The sequence below is a fragment of the Kosmotoga arenicorallina S304 genome (assembly GCF_001636545.1).
In the GTDB taxonomy this organism is placed as follows: Bacteria; Thermotogota; Thermotogae; order Petrotogales; family Kosmotogaceae; genus Kosmotoga_B; species Kosmotoga_B arenicorallina.
In genome coordinates this window covers 42,212-68,025 of sequence record NZ_JFHK01000022.1, presented here as the reverse complement: position 1 = coordinate 68,025, position 25,814 = coordinate 42,212, and the positions used below count along the sequence as shown (strand labels likewise).

Here is a 25,814-nt window from a genome sequence, read left to right as displayed (position 1 = left end):
GCAATCACCTCAAGTTCCTGGCTATGTCAAAGAGCGTGTTTATCAAAAACTGATCGATAAATACCAAAATAAGGACAGCGATCACCGGGCTTAAATCCACTCCTCCAACCACCAAACCGGGGAATACCTTTTTTAAGGGTTTCATTATGAAGTCACCAAGAACCTGAAAAAAGATCCTGACAGAAGAATAAACTCCAGGTGCGATCCAGCTGAATACCGCGGAGAGTATCACAGCAAATATTTCCAGTTCAACAATTATCCTGGCAATTACCGCAAGGGCATATATCAAATTGCTGAGCACGAACATCGGTCTCCCCCTTTCGTTAAATGTCGCCAAAAAGTGAACCGGGCCGGTTGGGTTTTAGTCCAAGATGCCTATAAGCTTTTTCTGTCACAGCCCTTCCTCTTTGAGTTCTAACAAGGAATCCCGCTTGAAGCAGGTAAGGTTCATATACTTCGCTAATAGTTTCGGGCTCAGTGCCAACAGAAGCGGCAATGGCCTTTAAGCCGGCAGGCCCGCCACCGTAATTTTCCATAAGTACACGAAGGATTTTCCTGTCCATATCATCCAGACCTTCGGCATCAATCCCCATTACTTCCATCGCTTTTGTAACCATTTCTTCTGTAATCATGTTAGAACCATCAACAGTGGCAAAATCTCTTACCCGCCTTAATAACCTATTTGCAATCCTCGGAGTCCCTCTTGACCTCATCGCAAGGAGTTTCGTTGCGCCTTTCTCAATTCTCACATCAAGAAGCCTTGAAGATCTTTCTATGATTTCTTCAAGCTCCTCCAGTTGATAGAACTCCATTTCGAGAACCATGCCAAACCTGTTGCGCAGTGGCGCGCCGATTAAGCCAGATCTGGTTGTGGCGCCAACAAGGGTGAAAGGATTTATATCGAGCCTGATTGAACGTGCACTGGGTCCTTTGCCAATCATGATGTCCAGCTGAAAATCTTCCATAGCAGAATATAGAATTTCTTCAATCGCGCGGCCGAGCCTGTGGATCTCATCAATGAAAAGCACGTCGCCTTGTTCGAGACCGGTTAAAATAGCTGCAAGATCACCCTGTTTTTCTATCACAGGTCCACTGGTAACATAGATGTTTGTTCCCATTTCGTTCGCAATTATATGTGAAAGTGTTGTTTTTCCAAGGCCGGGAGGACCGGCCAATAATATGTGATCCAGCGGTTCATTCCGAACTTTCGCCGCTTCAATCGCTATTTGAAGTCTTCCCTTGACGTTTCTCTGACCTATATACTCCTCGAGGGAAGTTGGTCGAAGACTCTTTATGACATAGTCGTCCTTTAGTTCGCCAGGTGATAGAAAACGTTCATTACCCAATTCCATGGCAATCACCTAAGGATGTATCCTGTAAAGAGTTCTCGCAAAAGGAATAGCTTCCCTTACATGTTCAAGCCCGCATATCCAGGAGACAACACGTTCAACTCCCATACCAAAACCGCTATGCGGAACTGTCCCGTATTCCCTGAGGTCGAGATACCAGTCGTATGAATCCAGATCAAGTCCGAATTCCTTAATTCTCTTTACCAATACTTCCTTCTGCCAGATTCTCTCAGAAGCGCCGATTATCTCCCCGTAGCCTTCCGGGGCGAGCATATCATCACACAGCACAACATCCGGGTTTTCCGGATCAGGCTGCATATAAAAGGCCTTCATCTTTCTGGGATATTTCTCGACAACCACTGGCCTGTCGAATTCTTCAGCGATCGCAGTCTCTTCATCTCCGCCTATATCATCACCCCACGATACGTTGAAGCCTTTTTTCTGTAAAAGCTCAATCGCTTCCGTGTATGTGATCCGCGGAAATGGAGGGACTATCTTTTCGAGTTTTTTCATATCCCTTTTCAAGGCACCGAGATGTTCATGGGCATTTTCTAGAACCTTCCTTACCACATAAGAAACAAGTTCTTCCTGCAATTTTATGTTGTCTTCATGCTTATAATAAGCTACTTCCGCTTCGTTCATCCAGAATTCTATAAGATGTCTTCTCGTTTTGGATTTTTCGGCCCGGAAGGTCGGCCCAAGGTTGTAAACCTTTCCCAGAGCCATACAAGCTGCTTCGAGATAAAGCTGACCTGTCTGGGCAAGGTAAGCTTTTCCATAATCGAAGTAATCGAGCTCAAAAAGATTACCTGCACTTTCTCCGATTGAACCCGTAAAAATTGGTGTATCTACGAGCACAAATTCCCTTTCGTTGTAGAAATCCCTTATGGCTTTTATTATCTCATGCCTTACTTTCAGGATGTGAAATTGCCTTTGGGTGCGCAGCCAGAGATGCCTGTTATCCATAAGGAAGTCAATGCCATGGTCTGGCTTGTTAATGGGGAATTCGTATTCAGGAATGGATACCACTTCAATTTCCTTAACCAGAAGTTCAACCCCTCCTGGAGCCCGCTCTTCGCTCTTTACAGTACCTTTTACTATGATGCTTGACTCCATTTTCAGTTTTTTTGCCGTTCTGAAAACTTCCTCCGAAACAGATGATTTTTCCACTATGCCCTGGACAAATCCAGTGCCATCTCTTAAAAAGAGAAAATGAATCTTTCCGCTGGATCTCTTTCGACGTAGCCAGCCTCTTATTTCAATATCTTCACCAATGTGTTTGCTCAATTGTGATATGTAAACCCAGTCCATTCAGCCACCTCCAGTTTGTATCTTCTAGTCGATTATATCAAAAAAAAGAACCCGGAACGGATGCCCGGGTTCTTTAATCTTTTAAAACATTACGGTTTTACAAAATACAGGACAACTCCCACAATGCCGAGAATGATACCCACAGCTCCAACATAAATAGCCGTAACTGCGTTATCATTAGCGCGATTTACGCTTTCCTTTGTTGGAACATTGAGGACTTCAGCCTCAAGGTCGCTGACTTTAGATTTGATATTTGTAACTTCAGCGCTTAAAGCCTCGGTATCACTGGCGGTTTTCGTAAGGGTATCATGGTCATTTTCAACAACGGTCTTAACATCATAAAGGGCTGTTTCAATTGCCCCAACTTTATCCTGAAGGTTTGTTACGTCGATCATGAGATTTTCAAAGTAGCTGAAGTTTTCACCCAGCTTATCCATCAGATTGCCTTCGAGCTCATTGAGAGCTGCTCCGATTTCTTCTGTTCTGGATTCCAGGGTTCCAAGTCGTTCGTCACTTGAGAGTTCAAAAGATTCATATCTAGCTTTCAAAGTTTCAAAATCGTTGCTTAAGTTGTTAAGATCTGCTGATACCTTTGCAAAGTTAATCTGCAAGCCTGAAACGTCCTCTCTTATGGTTCCAAAAGAATCTATCCTGTTTCCAAGAATATTTATGCTCTTTGAGAGTTCATCGTACCTGGCATTCATTTCGCTCTTTGTTTTGCTTATTTCACCAAGGAGCTCTGTATCTGATGCACTCAGCGATTCCTTGGCCTTTGTCAATTCATCAATACCCACATACAGCTTCAATGCGCTGCTCAAATCTGATCTTGTTATCAAATCGGCAAGGTTTAACTTGATTTCATTGAGTTCATCTTTTGTCGCAATTCCTACAAACTTGCTATCAACGTAGGCTTTCACATTTTCGGTATTTTTTTGAATTTCGCTGTCAACATATTCTTTTGTTGCGAGTGTTGCAAGATTTCCTTCAAGTACTTCAACCTTAGAGATAAGATTGTCGAGATCGCCTGTTATAAATGATTTAAAGCTCTCAAAGCCAGCCATATTTTCATCTAAGGAGGAAATCTTCATTTTCAATGTATTGACTTCGTTTGATAAAGCGCTCAATTCATTCTTTGTTACCCTGATGGTTTCACCAAGTGTTTTCAATGAATCGCTCTGCCCGGCGACGGTGTTTTCAAGAGAACCGAGTTTTTCCTTTAAGCCAAGTATATTCAAGTCGGCAGTTTCCAATCTCATTGTGACTTCCGCTAGCTCTTTTTCCAAAGAAGTCGAACTCGCGTTCAAGGTGCTGATATCCAGCCTTACATAAGAGATATTTTCAGAAATTGCCCTGATCTTGTTTAAAATATCCTGCACAGCCGTTTGGGGAAGGGGTACACTTTCTTCTACTCTCTTATTTTCAAGGGTTGCGACTCTTGATTGAAGCCCTTTAACGATTTCGAGGACTTCACTCAACTGGATGATGTTTCCTGCATCATCTTTTATAGCCATCTCAAGCCTGTTAAGAGTTTCGGTAATCCCCTCAGGTATACTTGTGGCGGTTTCCACGCCTATTTTCTGATAATTCTCGTCGATATATCTCAATAGCTTTCCCAATAGAACAGCGGCCTGATATCTGTTCAAAGGATTTTCTCCTTGGTAATACAGCTTGTCACCAACCTTGATACCGCTTAAAATTCCAAGCTCAGTCAAATTAACTATGTCTCCATAAGCCCAATGACCTGGTGAAACGTCTTCATACATTGCAGCAATAGCTTGAATAGCAAAGAGCATCAAGAATCCCAGCAAAAGTCCTTTCGTAAGCCTTTTCATATATTCACCTCCCTGAAAATTACCTAACGATAAAATTCTATCACAAAATTCCCACACAATTTGAGTTACATGGTAATATTTAACAGCAGGAGGTGTTTGTGTTGGAAAAAAGAACACATAATTGTGGCGAACTCAGAAAAGAAGATGCTGGAAAAGAAGTGATATTGAACGGTTGGGTCGATCGTATAAGGGATCTTGGAGGCATTAAGTTCATCCTGCTCCGTGACAGGTATGGTTTTACTCAAGTAGTTTTTGATCCGGAAATGAAAGACCTATATCAGAAAGCCCTTACCCTATCTCCTGAATATGTGGTTTCAGTAAAAGGAAAAGTTTCAAAAAGGCCAAAAGATGCAGTTAATCCACAAATGCCCACCGGTGAGATTGAAGTTCATGCCATGTCTCTCACCATACTTTCAGAATCTGAAACACCACCGATATACATTAATATAGATGATGAAGCTTCTGAGGAACTTCGATTGAAGTACAGATACCTCGACCTACGAAGACCAAAAATGCAAAAAAATCTGATTTTACGACACGAGATCGCGCAAAATATACGCGGGTATTTAAACAGCCTGAATTTCCTTGAAATTGAAACGCCTGTCCTTACCAAATCCACTCCGGAAGGGGCTCGTGATTTTCTTGTGCCTTCAAGGATTAAGCCGGGAAAATTTTATGCGCTTCCCCAATCGCCCCAGCTTTTCAAGCAACTGCTCATGGTTGCAGGAATGGACAGGTATTACCAGATAGTTAAATGTTACCGTGATGAGGATTTCAGAGCTGATCGACAACCTGAGTTCACCCAAATTGACCTGGAGATGTCCTTTGTTGACGAGGAAGACATTTTCAAAGTTACAGAAGGAATGCTAAACAAATCTATAAAAGAGGCTATCGGAACAGAATTACCCTTTGAATATGACCGGATGACGTATGATGAAGCCATAGATACCTACGGAAGCGACAGACCAGATAGAAGATACGGCATGGAATTTCATGACATTACAGAAATCTTTTTGACAACGAATTTCAGGGTTATCTCCAGCGCCATTAAGTCCGGAGGCGTTGTAAAGGCTTTCAAAGCAACGGGCCTTGCAGGGCGTTTTAGCAGAAAAGCAATTGACCAATATGTAGAATTCGCTAAATCACAGGACCTTGGTGGCCTTATATGGATAAAGGTTGAAGACGGTATTAAGTCATCAATCCTTAAATTCTGCCCGAATGAAGTAATATCAACCGTCAATCACCTCTCTGCTGAAAATGGGGACCTTATATTAATGGCCGTTGGGGAAAGCATCTCAACATCAAAAGCCCTTGGGAAGATAAGGGAGAAGATCATCTCGGAAGAACTTACCGAAGCTGAAGGCATTGATATTCTCTGGATAACTGAATTCCCGATGTTTTCCTTCAATGAAGAAGAGAACAGGATAGAAGCCGAACACCACCCCTTTACCATGCCGGATCTTGAAGATATGTCTCAGTATAAAGAGAGCGACCCGCTAAGAATAAAATCAAAAGCTTACGACCTTGTGATAAATGGTTTTGAAATTGGAAGCGGCAGTGTGAGAATTCACCGGCGAGATATCCAGAATGAAGTATTCCAGCTAATAGGCCTTTCGAAGGAAGAAGCAGAGGCAAAATTTGGATTCCTTCTTGAAGCCTTTAAGTATGGTCCACCACCGCATGCCGGAATTGCGCTGGGATTGGACCGTCTGGTGGCGATTTTAGCCGGTGCAAATTCCATAAGGGATGTGATTGCTTTTCCGAAAACGGCAAGCGGCTCAGATATAATGACAGGTGCACCTTCCGAGGTGTCGCAACAACAGTTGAAGGAGTTAAAACTATCCCTTATAAAAGGAGAAAAAGAGGAAAAATGAAAATAGCAATAGATGGACCTGCAGGATCAGGAAAGTCGACGATAGCAAAACTCCTCGCTGAAAAATTGGGATTTGAGTATATAGACACGGGTGCTATGTACAGGGCTCTGGCCTGGAAGATGTTACGCTCCGGCTACTCTTGTGAGTTAAAAGAAGATATCGAAAAAGTCATTAAGAACAGCGCATTTTCTTTAAAAGAATCCAAACTACTCTTAGATGGTGCTCCAGTCGGAGAGGAAATAAGAACATCCAAGATATCCCTGCTCGCTTCGAGGATTGCAACAATCCCGGAAATCAGAGCCTTTCTTACAGGTGAACAAAGAAAACTCGCTGAAAACAGGGATGTTGTAATGGAAGGAAGGGATATAGGAACCGTTGTTTTGCCGGATGCAGAGTATAAATTCTATATCACGGCTTCGCCCAGGGAACGCGCAAGGCGAAGATATAAACAACTCAAAGAGATGGGGATTAATGCTGATTATGATGCTATTCTCAGAGAGATATCATATAGAGATGAGAATGATTCTTCACGGGAAATAGCACCTTTAAAGCCAGCTGATGATGCTATTGTAATTGATACTACCGGAATGAACTTGAGCGAAGTGATAAGATTGATCTTAAAAAGGATGAAGCTTCAATGAAAGTTTATGTGGCTGCTTCCACAGGATTTTGTTATGGAGTTAATAGAGCTGTATCCATTTGCGAACGACTCTTGAAAAACGGTATTGACGTATATACAAATGGTGAGCTCGTGCACAATGAAGAAGTGGTTGGCAATTTGAAAAAAATGGGCTTAAAAATTCTGGAAGGCGAAAAGCCCGTTATTGATAATGAATTTGACTCTTCAACCTTCGCAGTCAGAGCTCATGGAATATCACCTGAAATTGAAAGGGATTTAAGAAAGAGCTTCAGGAGAGTTGTAGACCTCACCTGTCCCATAGTGTACAATGTATTTAGGTTGGCTGAAGGGCTGGAGAAAAAGGGATATCTTATTGTCGTTTACGGAAAGAAGGGGCATGCCGAAGTTGATGCTTTGTGTGGCAGGCTTAATAATTATTTGCTTGTTGAGCCAAGTTATGATCTAAACGAAGTCTTTTCAGAAATCCTAAAAAAAAGATGCGATAAGGTAGCAATAATTTCTCAAACGACTATGAACCATAAGGATTTCATGGAATTTTCGAGCCAGATTGAGCAGTCTTTAGATGCGAAAATAGATGTCTTTGACACTATCTGCAGCGTAACCGTTAAGCGTGAAGAAGAGGCGAGAAGGCTTGCAGAAGTTTGTGATGCTGTAATCGTTGTTGGTGGCAAAAAGAGCTCGAATACGCGAAAATTGGCTCAGATTGTCCAGGATTTTGGGAAATCAGCTTTTCACGTTCGTGAACCCGATGAATTGCCTGAGTTATCAAATTTTGAAAAAATTGGCCTTATCAGCGGTACATCTACACCTTATGTGCAAATCCAGAGAATTCTGGATTACATAGAAACCAAATACGAAGGGGAGGTTATCCATAATGGATGATGTAAAGAGAAACAACGAGGAAAACCTCAGTATGGACGAAATTTTTGAGAGTATGGACGACTTTTCGATGAGGAGGGGTAGTACCAAGGAAGCTGAAGTTTATTCGATCCAGCCAGACGGTTTGCTTGTTCTTTTTGACGGTAAACTTGACGGTTTTGTTCCAGAGTCGGAACTTGTTCATCCTCTTGGTAAATACGGAATTGGAGATAAGATAAAAGTAACCATACTGAAAGTCAATGAAGAGGAAGGAAGAAGCACCGCGTCTGAAATCAGGGTGTATAGAAAGGAAGCGCTTAAAGAAGTCGAAAGCAAGTTCAGGAAGAATGAACCGGTAAAAGGTAGAATAATTTCGAAGGTTAGCAGCGGTTACGAGGTAAAGCTTCTAAATGTGGTGGATGCCTTTTTACCCGGTTCCCATTCAGGGCTAAAGCTTGACGATGAAATTCCTGAAGAGACTCTTGATTTCAAAGTGATTAATTTCAGGAGATCAAAAAGAGGCGCACCCAGAATTGTTGTTTCACTGAAAGAACTAAAAGATTTGAGGATAAAATCTTTCCTTGATAGCATTAAAGAGGGATACGTCGTAACAGGTGTGGTCGAGTCATTGAAGAAATTTGGCGCTTTTGTAAAGCTAACAAATGATGTAACAGGTCTTATTCCTGCATCGGAGGTATCCTGGGATTCTTCCGTAAGAATAGAGAAAGTTTTAAAGCCCGGCGACAAAGTCGAAGCTAAAGTTATAGGCATAGACAAAGAAAATCAAAAGATATCTCTAAGCCTTAAACAATTGCGGAAAGACCCATGGCAGGATATAGAAGAGCGGTTCCCTGTCGGGTCGGTGCACAAAGGGAAAGTGAAATCCATAGTTCCATTCGGCTTCTTTGTAGCGATTGAGGATGGTATTGAAGGATTGGTACATATTTCAGAAGTTTTCTGGGGAAATGCAAGGAAAAAGCTCCAGGAAGTTGTCAAAGTTGGTGACGAAGTGCTCGTTAAAGTAAAGGAAATAAATAAAGAGAAGAGAACACTTTCACTCAGTTATCGTGAGGCCCTTGGCGATCCATGGGATAACATAGAATCCAAATACCCGGTCGGTAAAGTCGTAGAAGGAAAAGTCGCCAAGCTCTTGCCTACAGGAGTAATTGTTGAGCTTGAGGAATATGTTTCCGGATTTGTGCCACTTTCTGAAATCTCCTGGAATTTCGTTGACAAAGTTGAAGATGTCGTAAAAGAAGGCGATACGGTCTCAGCATTGATAGTTTCCGTAGACAGGGAGAACCGCAGAATGAGGCTCAGCCTTAAAAAAGCCACTGAAGATCCCTGGAAAAAAGTTTCTGAGGATTTAAGCGTAGGAGATTATGTTTCCGGAGAAATTGTCCGTACAATAAAATCAGGTGCCATAGTTCTTGTTGATGGCTATGAAATAGAAGCCTTTTTGCCAGTTTCGCAGGTTTCAGATAAAAAAGTGGAAAATATAGATGAGACAGTAGAAGTTGGGCAAAAGCATCAATTCAAAATAATCCGACTTGTTTATGACCCGGAAAATGACACAAGGAACATGGTGGTTTCCATAAGGCAATATTTGAAAGATTTAGAAAAAAAAGAAGCCGAAGAAGCTATGAAGGAATTATCATCTGACGATAATCCTACCCTTTCACTGGGTGACAAGATCAAAGAGCAGTTAAAAAACAGTGAAAACGCACCTTCCGAATAAACCTGGAGGGAATAGCTGTGTCAACGGTTCTTATTGTTGGACGCCCCAACGTGGGCAAATCAACACTGTTTAATCGATTGGTTGGTGGAAAAAAAGCAATAGTCGACGATCTCCCGGGGGTAACCCGGGATTTCGTCTTTGGGCGAGTTGAGTGGCAACAGAAAAGCTTTGAGATTGTTGATACATGCGGCCTTTTTGACAACCCGAAAGACATTGTTGAAGAAAAAATGAGAGATTTAACACTGGACATAATCGACGATGGTGACCTAATTCTCTGGGTAGTTGATGGCAAACAGGGCCTAACAGCTGCAGATTATGAGCTTGCGGATTTTTTGAGAAGGTACAGGGAAAGAATTATTCTCGTTGCAAACAAAGTAGAAAATGAGGCTAATTATGAGATAAATGTCAAACCAGAACTTTATAGCCTTGGTTTCGGAGAACCAATACCAATTTCCGCAGATCATGGATTAAACATCGACATCCTTTTAGAAGAAATCATAAAAACACTTCAGGCTCATGGTCATTATATAGACTTTGGTTTAGAGCCCGAGGAAACAAGCATCAGAGTAGCGATAGTAGGAAAACCAAACGCCGGAAAATCTTCACTCTTCAATGCAATTGTTGGCAGCCAGAGGAGTCTGGTAACGGATCTTCCAGGCACCACAAGAGATACGGTTGACGAAACACTCTTGATTGATGATACACCGATAACCTTTGTAGATACTGCCGGTATAAGGAAAAAATCCAGAGTAAAGGTAAAAAATGTTGAATATTACAGTGTCATGAGGGCGATAGATGCCATTGAAAGATCCGACATTATCGTCCTTGTTATTGACGCTACACAGGGAATAAGCAATCAAGATCAACGAATCGCAGGGCTTGCAGAGAAAAACGGAAAAGGCATTATCGTTGTTTTCAACAAAACCGACCTGATAGACGACAGGAAAATAAATGGCTTATTAAAAGCTTTTGAGTTCGAACTCTATTTTGTGGATTACAGCCCTATAATTTTTACGTCCGCTATTACAGGCAAAGGAATAGATGAATTGATAGATAAGATATTTCTTGTCAGTGAAAAGATTGACTATCATATTCCTACAGGCCTATTGAATAATCTCATTGGCCGTTTTGTTAGTTCCACCCCTCCGGTGGGAACAAAGGTGAAAAAGGCAAAGATTTATTACGCGACCCAGATTAACAAACGCCCACCGCTGATTTTACTTAACGTCAACGATCCAAGGCTTTTCAACCAATCTTACTTGAGAGGCTTGAAAAGAACCATAAGGGAGAATATCGACCCCCTTGAAGGAACACCGATATTCATAAAATTGAGGCGAAAAAAATGACCCAGATTGTTTTTTTGGCTGTTATTGGTTATATTTCTGGAAGCATCCCCTTTAGCTTTCTTATACCTAAGCTAAAGGGTGTAGATATAAGAAAGGTTGGAAGCGGAAATGTGGGTGGGACAAATGTCCTCAGATATCTCGGAGGGATTATAGGGTTTTTAACAATGACCCTTGATGGGTTCAAAGCCTTTGTCCCTATGCTAATTGCTAGCCTTCTTTTTGGACTTCCCCAGGACAGGTTGATAATAATTGGCTTTTTTGCAGCCATTGGACATAGTTATTCCATTTTCCTGAAGTTTAAAGGTGGTAAAGCAGTTGCTTGCACAGTCGGAACGCTTACAGGCTTAAAAGGTTGGTTCCTTCCGCTTTTTCTTGCCATCTGGACGCCAATTGTGCTTGTGACAAAATATGTTTCCCTCGCCTCTATAATCACCGTTGCAGTGATGAATATTATAGTATTTTTTGTATCGGGTGTAGAAACTGGTTTATGGATTTTCGCACTCTTGATATTCACGATTTTCAGACACAGGGAAAACATAAGAAGGCTATTAAAAGGTAAAGAAAGAAAAACCGATCTAATTGCTGCTTTTAAAAATAAGCGAGACCCTTAGGCCTCGCTTATTTTATTTTGTACCGCTTCCATGCACTCTTTCTTTGAATACCCTGATTCTAAGCATATGCCTTTGAAGCTTTGCGTCGATTCGCGCCCTTTCTCTTGCATCCTTTTCAATTTTCAGTATTTCCCTGGCTCTTGACATTTTTTCTTCTGCGCGATGGATGTCTATGTCTTCGGGCTTTTCAACGGCATCAGCAACTATTGTTGCACCTTCGCGCGTGTTTAAAAGATATCCACCATGAATTACAAAAACAAGCCTGGCACCTTCAGAGGTTCTTATCTCTACTAAATCGACGGACAATTTGACCAGCAAGGGAGCATGTTTTGGCAAAACACCCATGCCTCCTTCAATCGTTCTGAAGGAAAGGTATTCAGCCATACCACTCCACTTTATTCCATAAGGCGTCAGTATTTTTACATTAAGAGACACGTTATCGCCCTCCAGCAATAGCCTTAGCTTTTTCTACAGCTTCATCAATTGTGCCTACCATCATAAAGGCCTGTTCAGGTAAGTCATCGTGTTTGCCTTCAAGGATTTCTTTGAAACCCCGAACGGTTTCTTTGATAGAAACGTACTTTCCGGGAATATTGCTGAAACGCTCTGCTACGAAGAAAGGTTGTGTCAAAAACCTCTGAATTCTTCGAGCTCTCCTTACCGTGAGCTTATCCTCTTCAGAGAGTTCTTCCATTCCCAGAATGGCTATTATATCCTGGAGGTCTTTATAACGCTGGAGAACTTCCTGAACCCTTCGAGCAACCTGGTAATGCTCATTTCCAACGACCATCGGGTCGAGGTTCTTTGAGGTAGAATCTAGAGGATCCACTGCCGGGTACAATCCTTGTTCGGCAATAGACCTCGAAAGGTTCACGGTAGCGTCGAGATGGCTAAAAGTAGTTGCTGGTGCAGGGTCTGTAATATCATCTGCAGGAACGTATATTGCCTGAACCGACGTTATTGAGCCACTCTTTGTGGATGTGATCCGTTCCTGGAGCTTGCCCATTTCACTGGCGAGTGTAGGCTGATAACCAACCGCTGAAGGCATTCTTCCAAGAAGTGCGGAGACTTCAGAGCCCGCCTGCACAAATCGGAAAATATTATCGATGAAAACAAGAACATCTTTTTTCTGGACGTCTCTGAAATACTCAGCCATGGTGATAGCTGAAAGTCCAATCCTGAATCTTGCACCTGGTGGTTCATTCATTTGTCCAAAAACAAGGGCTGTATTTGGAAGGACACCCGCTTCCTGCATTTCGAGCCACAGGTCGTTTCCTTCTCTGGTTCTTTCGCCTACGCCTGCGAAAATCGAAAGTCCTTTATGCTCAATGGCTATATTTCTTATTAGTTCCATAACAAGAACGGTTTTTCCAACTCCCGCCCCACCGAAGAAACCTATTTTTCCTCCTTTGTTAAAAGGAGCGAGGAGATCAATGACCTTTATACCGGTTTCCAATATTTCAATATCAGTTTTTTGCTCGGTGATCGAGGGTGGTTCGCGGTGGATTTCCCAATGTTCCTTTGATTCCACCGGACCGCGCTCGTCAATAGGCTCTCCCAACAAATTGAACATTCTTCCCAAAATTTCATCGCCCACAGGCACTGAAATCTGTTTTCCCGTGTCGATAACTTCCTGACCTCTTACAAGCCCATCAGTTGAATCAAGGGCAATGGCTCTTACCATATTATCACCTATGATTTGTGCGACTTCAAGAACGATTTTTTTGCCCAAAAACTCATTTTCAACTTCAAGAGCATTTAAAATATCCGGAAGAGTTGCACCCTCAAAACTTACATCAACAACCGGTCCAATTATGGAAACGATTTGTCCTTTGTTTACTTCGCCGGTGGCTTTCTTCGTATTCTTTGCCACACTTACACCTCCAGATTAACCTTTTAATGCCTCTGCGCCATTTACGACCTCTATGATCTCCTGGGTGATAGTTGCCTGGCGCACTTTGTTCCTCACAAGGGTGAGCTGTTCTATCATTTTTTGTGCATTTTCAGTAGCGTTCTTCATAGCATTTTGTCTTGCGAATAATTCCCCTACTTTTGTTTCATATGTCGCAAGGAGTACAGCGCCTGTAACCCATGACTCAAGCAATTCTTTGTATAAATCACCGCTTCCGGGCTCAAAATCATAAAATTCTTTGCGTTCAGGTATGTCGTCAGCTTCAAAAGGCAGAACCTTCTTAATAGTTGGAAGCTGTACCATGGGATTTTTGAAGCGACTGTAAATGATTTTCAGCCCGGAAAGAGCATTTTCGGCCATTAGTTCATAAATCCTGTTCCAGATAATAGTCGCTTCATCGGGATCAGGCACATCATAAAACCGCGAAAAGCTATCTTTGTATAATGGTGAATCCTTGAAATATTGCTCAGCCTTACTGCCCACTGTTACAATAGCTTTTATTTTATCCTTCTCTCTATCCAGGGTTTCGTCAGCCAATCTCAGAATTTCGCTATTGAAGGCTCCACACAAACCCATATCAGCGGTTACAACGAGCAACAAATCCCCTTCACCGCTGAAGAGAACAAGTTCATCTACTGCTGAACTAACAATAGAAAGGTTTTTTCGCAAAATGGCCTCATATTCCCTGACAAAGGCGAGAGATTTTTCAATTTTCTTTATCTTCGCACGGGCAACCATCTCCATAGCCCGTGTGATTTGCATAGTTGATTCTGTAGACTCTATTCTTTTCTTTATTGCACGTAACTTCCCTTTACTCACAATACCACCTTCAGCTCAGGAAGGACTTTTTAACATCTTCAATGGCTGCCGCGAGACTCTTTTCGATCTCTTCTGTAAGGTCCTTTCCCTCCCTGATTTTTAGAAGCACATCTGGATGTTCATCTCTCATGCTTTGAAGAAGTGCTTTCTCAAAAGCAAGAATTCTTTCGGTAGGAATATCATCAAGAAAACCCTTTGTTCCGGCATATAAAACCACAATCTGTTCCTCAACAGGCATCGGGGTATACTGCCCTTGCTTCAGAAGTTCTGTCAGCTTTTCGCCTCTTATGAGCTGGTTCTGAGTCGCCTGGTCCAGATCCGTTGCAAACTGGGCAAAGGTCAATAATTCCCTGTACTGAGCAAGATAAAGCCTCAAACTTCCAGCAATCTTTTTCATCGCCTTTATTTGAGCTGAACCTCCAACTCTGGATACTGAAAGGCCAACATTTATAGCAGGACGATTTCCAGCATAAAAGAGATTGGGGTCAAGATAAATCTGCCCATCGGTAATCGAAATGACGTTTGTGGGAATATAAGCGCTAACGTCATTTGCAAGAGTCTCTATAATTGGTAACGCTGTAAAAGATCCTCCGCCGTGTTCTTCATTCAACCTCGCTGCTCTCTCCAGAAGCCTCGAATGCAGGTAAAAGACGTCACCAGGATAGGCTTCACGTCCCGGAGGTCTCCTGAGGAGCAAGGAAAGCTCTCTGTATGCCGCTGCATGTTTTGAGAGGTCATCGTAAATCACCAGAGCATCTTTACCGTTGTACATAAAATGCTCCGCCATCGCTGCTCCAGCATAAGGCGCAAGGTAAGCGAGTGCAGAAGGGTCGCTGGCTGAAGCAACGACTATTGTGGTGTATTCCATAGCGCCAGTTTCCGTTAGTTTGTCGATTATTTTAGCAAGAGCTGCAGATTTTTGTCCGATGGCTACGTAAATACAATAAACATCCTGGCCTTTTTGGTTGATAATAGTGTCAACAGCAATTGCGGTTTTCCCTGTTTGTCTGTCGCCTATAATCAGCTCTCTCTGGCCTCTACCTATGGGAATCATGGAGTCAATTGCTTTTATTCCCGTTTGGAGCGGAGTGTCGACGGGCTTCCTCAAAACAACTCCCGGTGCCTTAACCTCTATAGGCCTGAATTCCTTTCCATTTATGGGATCTTGACCGTCTAATGGAATACCAAGCGGGTTTACCACTCTACCGAGCAATTCCATTCCTACCGGTATTTGCATTATTCTTCCGGTCCTTTTTACAAGATCCCCTTCCTTAATTTCTTTATACTCACCAAGAATAACAATACCAACGTTGTCTTCTTCGAGGTTTAGAGCCATGCCGTAAACACCGTTTTCAAATACAACGAGTTCACTTGACATGACACCTTTTAACCCGTAAACACGGGCGATACCGTCACCGATTTGAATAACTTTTCCGGATTCGAAATAATCAATTTCTTTGTCTATATCTTTGATTTGGGTTTCAATAATTCTCGTAATTTCCGAGGGACTGATTTTCACTCAACCACCTCCAGTGGTTCATTTTAGCTGCCAATACCTTGTCTAATCCTTTTGAGTCTTCCCGATATACTCATATCAACTATTTTATCCCCAAAACGCAATATCATACCGGCAATAAGGTCTGGATTGATTTGCGTTTTGAAGCTCGGTTCCATTCCTGTTTCTTTGATTATGAACTTTCTAAGGCTTTTATATTCAGCACTTGAAAGCTCGATAGGAGTTTCCACGTTTACTTCGATTTCTCGTTTTGCTTCGGCAAGAAGCGCCTTGTAGCTTTTGAGTATATAAGGTAAATAAGATAGCCTACGCCTATCAGCCAACACTTCGACAAAACGTATGATTGTTTCAGGAGCTTCTGGGAGTAGTTTCACCAAAATCTTCGATGCTTTTTTTCTGGATAAAGTAGGATCCAGAATAATCTCCCTAATCACAGAATTTTCAACTAATTTAGCTGCTATACCCAATGATTCGACTAACTCTTCTCTGTTAGGACCCGCACTAAGAAAGAGAGCTTTTGCATATCGGTATGCAACTGTTGGAGAATATTTCATCTCATATCACCCAGATTTTCCATGACCTTTTTTGTATAGTGCCTTCGGGCTTCTTCGTCCATTTCCTTTCCCAGAATCCTTAGAGCGATTTCTACTGCTGTTGCAATAACCACGCTCTGGATTTCACCCATTGCCTTTTCTCTCTCCTGCACTATTTGTGCTTCGGCTGTTGTTAGAATGCGAGCAGCTTCTGCTTTTGCTTTATCCTTTGCATCAAATAGAATTTTCTCTGCTTGCTTTTCTGCTGCTGCAACGATCATAGCAGCCTTTTCGTGGGCTTCTGAGAGCTCCTTTTGATGCTCAGCCTTGTATTTTTCTGCTTCTTTCCTTAAAGATTCAGCTTTTTCAAGCTCACTCTTTACCAATTCTTTTCTCTTGTCGACAATATCAAAAAACCTATCAAAGAGGAGCTTTTTAAGGACAAAAAACAAAACGAGAAAATTCAGCAACTGTATCAGTGATGTTAGGTTCAGTTCAATCATATTTCTACCCCCTTCTTTCGGGGTGGGTGGTTTAACCCACCAGCAAAATCATAAAAGCAATGACCAGTGAATAAAGTCCTGTGGATTCTGTAACTGCCATTGCAAGGAGCATTCTCGTGGTTAGAGTTCCTATCAACTCAGGCTGTCGAGCCATCGCTTCCATGGCTTTAGCACCTATATTACCTTCACCAACACCCGGGCCAATCGCTCCAATTCCCATTGCGAGACCAGCACCGATGAATTTTCCAAGCTGCACCAATGCATCACCAAGTTCCATATACAGACCTCCTTATAAAAAAATTATTCTATTACTGAGCCAATATATGCAATTGCAAGAATCGTAAAAACAAGAGCTTGAATAGTGCCTACAAAGATTCCAAAAAATCCCCATAAAAAGGTGGGCATTAAAAAATATTTGGTGAGATAGCTAATAATCAACACAAGCAATCCACCGCCCATAATGTTGCCAAATAACCTCAAAGAGTGTGAAACTGGCTTCGCAAGCTCACCTATAAGGTTCATTGGAAACATTATAGGAGAGGGTTCAAAGAAACCTTTAAACCATTTTCCAAAACCCTTAGCCTTTATTGCAAAAGCGTGGCTGATAAATAATATCATTACTGCGAACGTTGCATTTGTGTTTAAATCAGAAGTAGGGGTGTACCAGGTATCTTCAAATATCGTGAATACTACCCCACCGTTTTTAGGGACGGCTTGAATTCCCGGAAATCCGCTTATTACATTAGCAATGAAGATGAACAGAAAAAGCGTAGCAGCAATATTAAAGGTTGGTCGTATGAATTCTTCTTTTGGAACAGCATCTTTTGTAAGCTCCAGCAGGTAGTCAAGAAGCATTTCAATTAAGCTCTGCTTTCTTCCGGGAATAATTTCAAATACCTTTATCGAAGCCGCAAATGCAATCAGGACTATCATTATAACCCAGCTCATAAAAATAGTCATCGGATTAATTCTGCTAAAAAGAGAATCTCCAAAGGGAAGCTGGTAAATCCATCTTTGGCCAACATCTTCACCCAATTTCGGGAATTGATAACCGGTGGACAATATGTAAATCATGATTATTGCATATCCTACGATGATCAAGCTGAGGAAGACTTTATCGAATTTAGTTAGTTGTATTTTCACTCAACCACCTCCCAAAAATAAAGAGCGAGAATTTCAAATTTAGAATCCCGAGAACAGTTCCGACAAAAAAGCGATTGCCATAAAAAATTGCTGTTCCCATACCGACCGCATACAAGAAATATCTTAACAGGAAACCGTATTTAAATAAAGCCCCCTTTTTGACAAAGGATTTAACGTCCTTCACCATGAGCCACCAGCTCGTAATTGAGAAAGCACTCCCATAAAGAATCCCAAGTATACCATCCTTGATAAAGGGAAAAAGAAATATCATTTCAGCGAGTGCCAGAATTGTCAGTGCCGTTGTTTCCTTTATCGCCATCTTTGTTAGATCTTTCATATTTCTCAGCTTCTTTCAGCAAATACTTGATGCCCTGATACAACCCAGAAAAAATCCCGAGCATGAGGAAAAGTATTAGCCAGAATTTCCCCATATTGGCATATTTCATTAACAAATAGCCAATAAGGCCCCCAACAAAAACGTTTGAAAGTACTACAATACCGAACTGAAAAACGATGTTCAGCATTCCGAGTTCTTTGAAATTGATTAACTTTTTTTTCATTTTTATCACTTCATGCCCAATGGTCGGCTATGCTTATGTCAACCTTCAAAGGTACTTTCAGGTCGAAACCTTCACTCATTCCTTTTCGAAGGATATCACAAATCCTATCAACCTCTGTTTCCGGGACTTCAAAAACAAGTTCATCATGTACCTGCAAGATTGCGAAGCCTTTAAGCTTTTCTTCTTTAACAAGCCTATCAACGTTAATCATGGCAATTTTCATTATGTCTGCTGCTGTCCCCTGAATTGGTGTATTGACAGCAATCCTCTCACCTTCCTGAATTCGTGTTTTGTTTCTCGTACGGAAGTGGGGGATTTCTCGCCTTCTACCAAAGAGAGTTGTTACATACCCTTCTTCACGGGCCTTTTCGATGGTTTCGTGTATGTATTTTCTCACACCAGGATAAGCGCTGAAATAATTTGAAATCATGTTTTCGGCTATTTTAGAAGAAATCTTAAGTCTTTTTGCAAGACCATAAGGCGAAATACCATATATGATTGCAAAATTTACCATCTTTCCGACTTTTCTCATTTCTTCAGTGACCGAATCCTGGGAGATACCATAAAGGCGTGAAGCCGTAAGAGAGTGGATATCTTCTTCAAGCTTGAAAGCTTCTATGAGCTGTTCGTCGCCACTACAATGAGCAAGTACCCGCAATTCTATTTGTGAATAATCTGCGCTGACTATTTTCCAACCGTCTTTTTGGGGAACGACGCAGTTCCTTATTTCTTTCCCGGCATCATCCTTTATCGGGAGGTTTTGGACATTTGGATTACTGCTGGACAGCCGTCCTGTTCCTGTGCCTGTTTGATGAAAGCTGGTATGAATTCTTCCTGTGATGGGATTAACAAGTTTTGGCAATGCATCCAGATAAGTGGATTTGAGTTTTTGATATTTCCTGTATTCAAGCAACTTTTCAACCGCAGGATGCTCCTCAGCCAGAGACTCCAGCACATCTGCGCTTGTAGAATAAGAACCCTGTTTAGTTCTCCTTGGTGGTTTTAAACCAAGTTTGTCAAAAAGAACCTTAGATACCTGCGAAGGGGAATTGGGATTAAAACTTTCGCCGGTAAGTTCAAAGAGTTCTTTCAATATCCTATCAAGTTTTTCCTGATAGCTTATCGAGAGCTCCTTTAACCTTTCAGTATCAACGTAAACTCCATTAAGCTCAAGGTCCGCCAGAACCGGGATGAGCTTCATTTCTATCTCCTGCATTACTCTGTCGAGACCTGTTTCATATAGCTTTTTTGAAAGAACTCTGTATAGTCTCAAAGCCACATCCGCATCTTCAATCGAGTAATGCGCCGCTTCTTCTGGAGGAATTTTTGAAATATCATCCACTATCCTGTTTTTTTCCATGAGTTCTTCGAAGGTTTGGGTTCTATATCCCAGATATTTCAGTGCAAGGTCATCGAGGTTAAAGCGTCTGGAATCAGGGTTTAGCAAATAAGCTCCTATCATGGTATCAAAGTGTGGTTCCACAGGGCGAATACCCTTTTTGATCATTATCTCATAATCATATTTAAGGTTCTGCCCAACGATTTTTATCCCCGAATTGGAAAGCGAACTTCTCAGGGTCTTTATTACTTCTTTTAGGTCGGGTTGCCACTGCTGGGTGTCGTGGCCAACAGGAAGGTAATAGCCCTTTCCTTCTTCAAAGGAAAAAGAGATGCCAACAATTTCTGCCTGGTGAGGATCTAATGAAGTCGTCTCAAAGTCAATCGATACCAGGGAGCATTCATTCAATTGCTTCAAAAACCCTTCGAATTCTTCAGGGGAAGAAATTAGCTTGTATTCTTGTTCCCCACTCTTCTTTTCCTCTTCAGCGTTTGAATACAAGCCAAATTCTTTTATCAAAGAAGAGAACTCCATAGCCATAAAAATATCCCGCAATTTGTTTTTGTTCAAACCAGTGTATTCAAGGCTTTCAAGTGATAGCTCAAGATCAGCATTCGTAACAAGCTGCACTAGCCTTCTTGAAAGTTCCATGGACTGCTTGCCATCAATAAGCTTTCTCCTGATAGATGGGGATAACTGCCTTATGCTTGAATAGATATTTTCTATGGACTCGTACTTTTTCAGAAGGTCTTTAGCTGTTTTTTCACCGATCCCTCTTACACCCGGAATATTATCCGAAGTGTCCCCAACAAGGGAAAGGTAATCATGCAATTTGGATGGGGGAAAACCGAAAACCTCAATAACTTTATTCACGTCAAATTCCTGAAAGTCTGTAAGTCCGGAAACAAAGCGCAATACCTTCACTTTATCATCTACAAGTTGAAGGATATCTTTATCGCCTGAGACGATGATCACTTCTTCTACATGATCTCTAAATTTTGTGGCAGCTGTAGCTATTATGTCATCGGCCTCAAGCCCTGGTATAGATAGAAATCTTACTCCGAATCCCTCAACTATTTCCGGTATCCATGAAAGTTGTGATACAAGCGCATCGGGCATTGCCTTGCGAGTGGCTTTATAGTTCTCGTACATTTTGTGTCTGTGGGTTTCTTCTTTTCTGTCAAAAGCGAAAAGAGCATAATCACCAACTTCCATTTTTTCTTTTATGAATTTAGAAAGCATTCTTGCGGTTCCAAAAAGGGCATTGGTTGGTTGACCCTTTGAATTTGTGAGTGATACATCAATTGCAAAATATGCTCTATACACAATAGCTGTGCCGTCAAATAGATATAATCTGCTGGCCATTTCAGTCTACCCCTTCCAATTCATCGAGAAGAGCTACTGCTCGCCTAAAATGGGGGATGACAATTGATCCGCCAACGATTAAGGCTACATTAAAGGCTTCCATAAATTGCGCTCTTGTAATCCCCAGCTCTTTGCATTGCAAAATATGATATGTCACACAGTCATCACACCTCAATACCATGGAAGCCACAAGACCGAGAAGCTCCTTCGTCTTCGCATCAAGAGCTCCATCATTGTAAACAGCTGAATCAAGGGAAAAGAAGCGCTTGGTGCTTATGTTACCGGTTTCAAGAATTCTCCTGTTCATTTTTTCTCTGAATTTTCTGAACTCTTCAATCTTCCCCATGAAGCAACCCCCTTTCAAAAGCACATTAAATTTTAAGTCTAAAAAGTTTGACCGCATTCTCACATAAAACAGCACCGCAATGTATAAGCGATATCCCTTTTATTTCTGCAATCGTTTCTTCGATAAATCGAACATAAAGGGGTTCGTTTCTCTTTCCCCTGTATTTTTGAGGAGGCAAATACGGGCAATCAGTTTCGGGTAAAAAGTATTCAAGGGGGAATTTACGAACAATTTCCCTGAGTTCATTGTTTTTCGGGTATGTCAAAGGGCCACCAATTCCGAGTTTAAAACCCAGTTCAATAAAATTCTTTGCATCCGCTTTGGTACCGGAAAAGGCATGAATAACACCCCTCAATCCTCCCCCGAATTTTTTCAATATCTCATAAGCGTCATTGTAAGCATCACGAATATGCACAACCACCGGAAGATTTAACTCCTGTGCAAGTGCTAATTGCTCTATGAAGGCTTTCTTCTGTAATTCTTTGGGCGATAGATTTCGAAAATAGTCAAGCCCTATTTCGCCTATGGCTACTACGGTGTCATTGGCAAAAAGGTCCCGAAAATCATCAAGATATTCCGGTAATGCCTTTGCGCTTTCATGGGGATGGATCCCAACTGCTGCAAAGATCCTGTTGAAACGCGTCGCAAGTTCAACGGCTCTTTTTGAGCTTTCGAGATCAATCCCAACCTCTATTATGAACTCAATTTGACCATCTTTTAGCTGTGAAATGATACGATCTCTGTCGCCATCGAATTGTTTAAAAGAAATATGCGAGTGAGTATCGCAAAGCTTAAGCGTTTGCTCTGATATGGACGATGTCGCCGTCATGCACAACCTCTTCCCTTCCGACAAGTCTTAACAGGCCTCTATTTTTTGCTTCAGACATATTTCCTGCTTCCATAAAATGCTCATATGAGATTACTTCGGCTTTGATAAAGCGTTTTGCAAGGTCTGTATGAACTTTAGCGGCGCAATCCAGCGCAGTCGCACCTCTTTTCACAGTCCATGCTCGGACTTCATCCTCACCAACGGTGAGGAAAGAGATAAGTCCGACGTGCTCATACACAACCTTCGACAGCCTCTGAATCCCGCTTTCTTCAATTCCAAGATCCTCCATGAAGAGTTCTCTGTCTTCCGGAGAAAGGGCATTTAACTCCTGTTCGATTTTTCCGGAGAGTTCCAGATACGCAAAATTGTTTTCAGTACAGTTTTTCATAAGCATCTCTTTTCCCGGGTAACTCCCTTTGCTGAACTGGTCTTCATCGATATTAGCAACCACAATTATAGGCTTTGCTGTAAACAAAGAAAGCGACCCTATCTTCTTCAGATCTTCGCCGCTTAATTCTGCAGTGCTTACGAACTTCTCCTGTTCCAGAATCTCGATGACTTTTTCGAGGATTTCTTTTTCAGCTGATTCATCCGGTGACAGTTTTTTCTTTTTTTCTGTCTCGTGGAGTCTATTAAGTCTGTTTTCTACCACTTCAAGATCCCTGAGCAATAATTCAGATTTTATTGTTTCAAGCTGTTTTAGAGGATCTTCTGCTCCTTGTGGCCATGGAACTGTGGGATTTTCAAACGCCCTTACAATTGCCAGTATTGAATCAACATTCTGAATAAATTGAAAAATCCTGTTTTTTTCTTTCCTGTTTGCAGAGGTATCGTATCCAGGAATATCTATGAATGAAAGAGCGGCATAGGTAGTTTTTTTGGGTTTGAATATTTCTGAAAGCTTTTCAACCCTTTCATCGTGAATCTTAGCAACACCTGTCAAAGGCTCATTTTTGTGGATATGTTCTTCAGGGTTAATACCTGTCAGCAATGAGAAAATGGTACTCTTACCGCTCATTAGCAAGCCAAAAATACCTATTTCCATCAAAACTCCCCCCATCGCAATTTAATGGGAAATGGTGTACATATATATATTACCAGATATCGAAACATATGCAAAGGACATCAGAAGCCAAAACCAAGCCAAACAACATATCTTTATCTGCTTCTGTCATCACTGTCGCACTCTTGTCTGACATTGAAAATGAAAAAACATGCCTTTTCTTTATTGATCAATACTTCTGATGGAAAGCATTCTTAAATTCCTGTATTTTGCTGCCTCTAAGAGCACCTTGACTTTCTCTGCTTTTTCTGGTAGTTCATCATCAAGGGATTTACCCTTTTCTATCTTTTGCAAAATCCTGTCAAGGTCGGTATAACTTATACCCATAGCAACTTCATCTGTAAGGCCAGGAACCAGATCGGGAGATGGAGGTCTATTAACTATCCTTTCGGGAATCTCGAGAATTCTTGCCAATTCAAAAACCTCTGTTTTGTAGAGGTGAAGTAATGGTTCTATGTCGGTAGCATCATCTCCCCATTTCACATAAAAGCCTGTCAAATATTCCGTCCTATTAGTCGTACCAACAACAGCAAAACCCTTTTTCTCTGCTTCGAGGTATAATAGGCACATTCTCACTCTGTGCTTTGCGCGATAATAAGCCATCCCTCTTCTCATTTCTTCATCACCGATATTTTTTAAGTCCTTTATAAATGCGTTTTCGCTTCCTTGTAATTTCCATTTTTTTATAGCGTAATGTTTTTTAATACTGTATGGAATCAAGAACGCTGGTGGCTGTAATTTATATACACCCATTTTTCTAAGAGTTGGCGTGATATTGATAATTCGATAGCTTATTCCAAGCCAATTACAGAATTCAATACCTAACTTCGTGCTATCTGGTGAGGAATCTCTTTCAGGTAAAAGCAAGCCAAAGACTCTCTCTTTCCCCAGCGCTCTGACACAAAGGGCAGCGGTTACAGCTGAATCGACCCCCCCGCTTATGCCCACCACAGCTCCCGAATATTTGTACCTTTCTACGGTTTGCTTAATAAACGATATTATTTTTTCCACAATAAACACCTCTCTTAACTTTAACACTACCGTTGCAGATACACCAACTGTTGTATAGTGATCTGAATTAAGCAATTATCGAAAGAGCTTTAAAGTATACATTATTATCAGTTATCTTTTCTTTATGCATTTGACTGATTGATACCCTGTGCCTTATAAGATTTGATCAATGTCTCCTGTTGCCTACTCTGGTATAAGCATTTAAGAGCCTTTGGAGTAAGCGATATCCTCAATACTTCTTGAATTAAAAAACGGCCTATTTGGCCGCTGGAAATATCATTGGTACAATAATCAAATTTTTTAGTTCTTAGCGTTTCATTTCCAACATCATCCGCACAAGCTGATAGAGATATAGTACAGATGTAATCTTCGTGCCCGTATCTATATTACTTCTGCTCAAAACGTGTTAATTTCATTCATACAGTGTTCTGAAATCAAGTATCAAAATACTTCTTGGTTCTCTCCTTAAATTTGAGATAGATCATCATAATCAAAGATTGGTAAAGAGCCATAATTGCAGGAACCATTGCCATGAACTGACCTTCACAAAAGAGAGCGAGAGCCAGAAACACCGAGAAAGAAAGCTTTGAAATTCTTGATTTCTTACTTCTCGGGTTTCTGATTCTCTTGTCTCCATTACTTACTATTTCTCGAATTCTCAGTTCTTGGCTCTCGGTTCTCTGATCTCGATTTCAAGTGGTTTTCGTACAACCCACAACTGCTTTTTACTAAATTCCAGATCCCAGACCCTACATCCGGTTCACTCGGGTTTCACTTTACTGCAAGCCAGACATTAATGGTATAATATTCGCAAAACAGGATGTAGAAAATCTGACCAATGTCGTTGCTTCTACGTTTCAAAAGGCAGCTACGTATTTTCGTAAGATAACCATTCATTTTTTGACAATAATCCGATTGGAGGCGATACTGTGTTGAGGGTGATAAGTACGGAGAAAGCGCCAAAAGCAATTGGCCCTTATTCTCAGGGAATTCTTGCAGGAAATATGCTTTTTGTTTCCGGGCAACTTCCCCTCAACCCTGATACCGGTGAATTGCTGAATGAGCCGAAAAAGGCTTTCGATATGGCATTGAGAAATTTCATCGCTGTTGTTCAAGCAGCTGGTGGAAGCACTGAGGATATAGCAAAAGTAAACGTATACATAAAAGATATGGACCTTTTCGGCGCTTTCAATGAAGTTTATTCTCGTTATTTTACCGAACATAAGCCTGCCCGTGCGGTGGTCGAAGTTAATAGACTTCCTAAAAATGCCATAGTAGAAGTCGAGGGGGTCGCTTATATTAAAAATGAGGTTTAG

General features: G+C 41.4%; 26 protein-coding genes. 7 read left to right on the top strand and 19 right to left on the bottom strand.

The annotated features are described in order from the left end of the window. Window positions 1-4: 4 nt before the first annotated feature. The 4 genes from AT15_RS08915 to AT15_RS08900 all read right to left on the bottom strand — a co-directional run bounded on the left by AT15_RS08915 (window position 5) and on the right by AT15_RS08900 (window position 4,492). On the bottom strand, window positions 5-307 hold the full coding sequence (locus AT15_RS08915) for a YggT family protein (protein WP_068348629.1): 303 nt from the start codon (window positions 305-307) through the stop codon (window positions 5-7). A 16-nt stretch (window positions 308-323) separates the two neighbouring features. After that, window positions 324-1,352 carry a Holliday junction branch migration DNA helicase RuvB gene (ruvB, locus tag AT15_RS08910; protein WP_068348625.1) on the bottom strand — a complete coding sequence of 343 codons (1,029 nt, stop codon included), beginning with the start codon at window positions 1,350-1,352 and terminating at the stop codon, window positions 324-326. Window positions 1,353-1,361: 9 nt separating this feature from the next. Then, entirely contained in the window at window positions 1,362-2,660 is a 1,299-nt protein-coding gene (asnS, locus tag AT15_RS08905) for an asparagine--tRNA ligase (RefSeq protein ID WP_068348622.1), read from the bottom strand. Between the two features lie 89 nt (window positions 2,661-2,749). After that, a complete protein-coding gene (locus AT15_RS08900; RefSeq protein WP_068348619.1) occupies window positions 2,750-4,492 on the bottom strand; it encodes a coiled-coil domain-containing protein in 1,743 nt (580 codons plus the stop codon). Between the two features lie 101 nt (window positions 4,493-4,593). Here AT15_RS08900 and aspS point away from each other — a divergent pair, with 101 nt between their 5' ends. From aspS to plsY, 6 genes are read left to right on the top strand one after another with little or no spacing between them, the layout of a single operon-like run. After that, entirely contained in the window at window positions 4,594-6,366 is a 1,773-nt protein-coding gene (gene aspS / locus AT15_RS08895; RefSeq protein ID WP_068348616.1) for an aspartate--tRNA ligase, read from the top strand. Further along, window positions 6,363-7,007 (top strand): (d)CMP kinase, encoded by a 645-nt coding sequence (cmk, locus tag AT15_RS10445; RefSeq protein ID WP_068348613.1) that lies wholly within the window; start codon window positions 6,363-6,365, stop codon window positions 7,005-7,007. The genes aspS and cmk overlap by 4 nt, the downstream gene beginning before the upstream one ends. Further along, window positions 7,004-7,888 carry a 4-hydroxy-3-methylbut-2-enyl diphosphate reductase gene (gene ispH / locus AT15_RS10440; protein ID WP_068348609.1) on the top strand — a complete coding sequence of 295 codons (885 nt, stop codon included), beginning with the start codon at window positions 7,004-7,006 and terminating at the stop codon, window positions 7,886-7,888. Before cmk ends, ispH begins: the two co-directional genes overlap by 4 nt. After that, window positions 7,881-9,602, top strand: coding sequence for a S1 RNA-binding domain-containing protein (locus AT15_RS08880; protein WP_068348606.1), 1,722 nt, complete (start codon window positions 7,881-7,883; stop codon window positions 9,600-9,602). The genes ispH and AT15_RS08880 overlap by 8 nt, the downstream gene beginning before the upstream one ends. Before the next feature lie 17 nt (window positions 9,603-9,619). Continuing rightward, a complete protein-coding gene (gene der / locus AT15_RS08875; RefSeq protein WP_068348602.1) occupies window positions 9,620-10,948 on the top strand; it encodes a ribosome biogenesis GTPase Der in 1,329 nt (442 codons plus the stop codon). Beyond that, on the top strand, window positions 10,945-11,559 hold the full coding sequence (plsY, locus tag AT15_RS08870) for a glycerol-3-phosphate 1-O-acyltransferase PlsY (RefSeq protein ID WP_068348599.1): 615 nt from the start codon (window positions 10,945-10,947) through the stop codon (window positions 11,557-11,559). Before der ends, plsY begins: the two co-directional genes overlap by 4 nt. Before the next feature lie 12 nt (window positions 11,560-11,571). Here the strand turns inward: plsY and atpC are convergent, their stop codons facing one another. The 15 genes from atpC to nadE form a co-directional block, all read right to left on the bottom strand. Continuing rightward, window positions 11,572-11,994, bottom strand: a complete 423-nt coding sequence (atpC, locus tag AT15_RS08865) for an ATP synthase F1 subunit epsilon (RefSeq protein ID WP_068348597.1) — start codon at window positions 11,992-11,994, stop codon at window positions 11,572-11,574. Between the two features lies 1 nt (window position 11,995). Continuing rightward, a complete protein-coding gene (gene atpD, locus AT15_RS08860; RefSeq protein ID WP_068348594.1) occupies window positions 11,996-13,432 on the bottom strand; it encodes a F0F1 ATP synthase subunit beta in 1,437 nt (478 codons plus the stop codon). A 15-nt stretch (window positions 13,433-13,447) separates the two neighbouring features. Continuing rightward, the gene (gene atpG / locus AT15_RS08855) at window positions 13,448-14,290 is read right to left on the bottom strand and encodes an ATP synthase F1 subunit gamma (RefSeq protein ID WP_068348592.1); all 843 of its coding nucleotides are present in this window, start codon (window positions 14,288-14,290) and stop codon (window positions 13,448-13,450) included. Between the two features lie 10 nt (window positions 14,291-14,300). Further along, window positions 14,301-15,809, bottom strand: a complete 1,509-nt coding sequence (gene atpA, locus AT15_RS08850; RefSeq protein WP_068348589.1) for a F0F1 ATP synthase subunit alpha — start codon at window positions 15,807-15,809, stop codon at window positions 14,301-14,303. 23 nt (window positions 15,810-15,832) lie between these two features. Beyond that, window positions 15,833-16,360, bottom strand: coding sequence for an ATP synthase F1 subunit delta (atpH, locus tag AT15_RS08845; protein ID WP_068348585.1), 528 nt, complete (start codon window positions 16,358-16,360; stop codon window positions 15,833-15,835). Beyond that, entirely contained in the window at window positions 16,357-16,842 is a 486-nt protein-coding gene (atpF, locus tag AT15_RS08840; protein ID WP_068348582.1) for a F0F1 ATP synthase subunit B, read from the bottom strand. Before atpF ends, atpH begins: the two co-directional genes overlap by 4 nt. 31 nt (window positions 16,843-16,873) lie before the next feature. Beyond that, the gene (locus tag AT15_RS08835; protein WP_047753921.1) at window positions 16,874-17,119 is read right to left on the bottom strand and encodes a F0F1 ATP synthase subunit C; all 246 of its coding nucleotides are present in this window, start codon (window positions 17,117-17,119) and stop codon (window positions 16,874-16,876) included. 23 nt (window positions 17,120-17,142) lie between these two features. Next, window positions 17,143-17,985 carry a F0F1 ATP synthase subunit A gene (atpB, locus tag AT15_RS08830; protein WP_068348579.1) on the bottom strand — a complete coding sequence of 281 codons (843 nt, stop codon included), beginning with the start codon at window positions 17,983-17,985 and terminating at the stop codon, window positions 17,143-17,145. Then, window positions 17,966-18,322 (bottom strand): hypothetical protein, encoded by a 357-nt coding sequence (locus AT15_RS08825; RefSeq protein ID WP_153019736.1) that lies wholly within the window; start codon window positions 18,320-18,322, stop codon window positions 17,966-17,968. Before AT15_RS08825 ends, atpB begins: the two co-directional genes overlap by 20 nt. Beyond that, on the bottom strand, window positions 18,258-18,545 hold the full coding sequence (locus AT15_RS08820; RefSeq protein WP_084251683.1) for an AtpZ/AtpI family protein: 288 nt from the start codon (window positions 18,543-18,545) through the stop codon (window positions 18,258-18,260). The genes AT15_RS08825 and AT15_RS08820 overlap by 65 nt, the downstream gene beginning before the upstream one ends. Window positions 18,546-18,555: 10 nt before the next feature. Beyond that, the gene (gene polA, locus AT15_RS08815) at window positions 18,556-21,249 is read right to left on the bottom strand and encodes a DNA polymerase I (RefSeq protein ID WP_068348573.1); all 2,694 of its coding nucleotides are present in this window, start codon (window positions 21,247-21,249) and stop codon (window positions 18,556-18,558) included. Between the two features lies 1 nt (window position 21,250). Then, complete coding sequence (locus tag AT15_RS08810) at window positions 21,251-21,595, bottom strand: carboxymuconolactone decarboxylase family protein (RefSeq protein ID WP_068348570.1); 345 nt, start codon at window positions 21,593-21,595, stop codon at window positions 21,251-21,253. A 25-nt stretch (window positions 21,596-21,620) separates the two neighbouring features. Continuing rightward, the gene (locus tag AT15_RS08805) at window positions 21,621-22,424 is read right to left on the bottom strand and encodes a TatD family hydrolase (protein WP_068348566.1); all 804 of its coding nucleotides are present in this window, start codon (window positions 22,422-22,424) and stop codon (window positions 21,621-21,623) included. After that, window positions 22,387-23,469 (bottom strand): DUF933 domain-containing protein, encoded by a 1,083-nt coding sequence (locus AT15_RS08800; RefSeq protein ID WP_068348563.1) that lies wholly within the window; start codon window positions 23,467-23,469, stop codon window positions 22,387-22,389. The genes AT15_RS08805 and AT15_RS08800 overlap by 38 nt, the downstream gene beginning before the upstream one ends. Window positions 23,470-23,649: 180 nt before the next feature. Beyond that, entirely contained in the window at window positions 23,650-24,501 is an 852-nt protein-coding gene (gene nadE / locus AT15_RS08795; protein ID WP_068348666.1) for an NAD(+) synthase, read from the bottom strand. A 926-nt stretch (window positions 24,502-25,427) separates the two neighbouring features. Here nadE and AT15_RS08790 point away from each other — a divergent pair. After that, window positions 25,428-25,814, top strand: coding sequence for a Rid family detoxifying hydrolase (locus tag AT15_RS08790; RefSeq protein ID WP_068348560.1), 387 nt, complete (start codon window positions 25,428-25,430; stop codon window positions 25,812-25,814).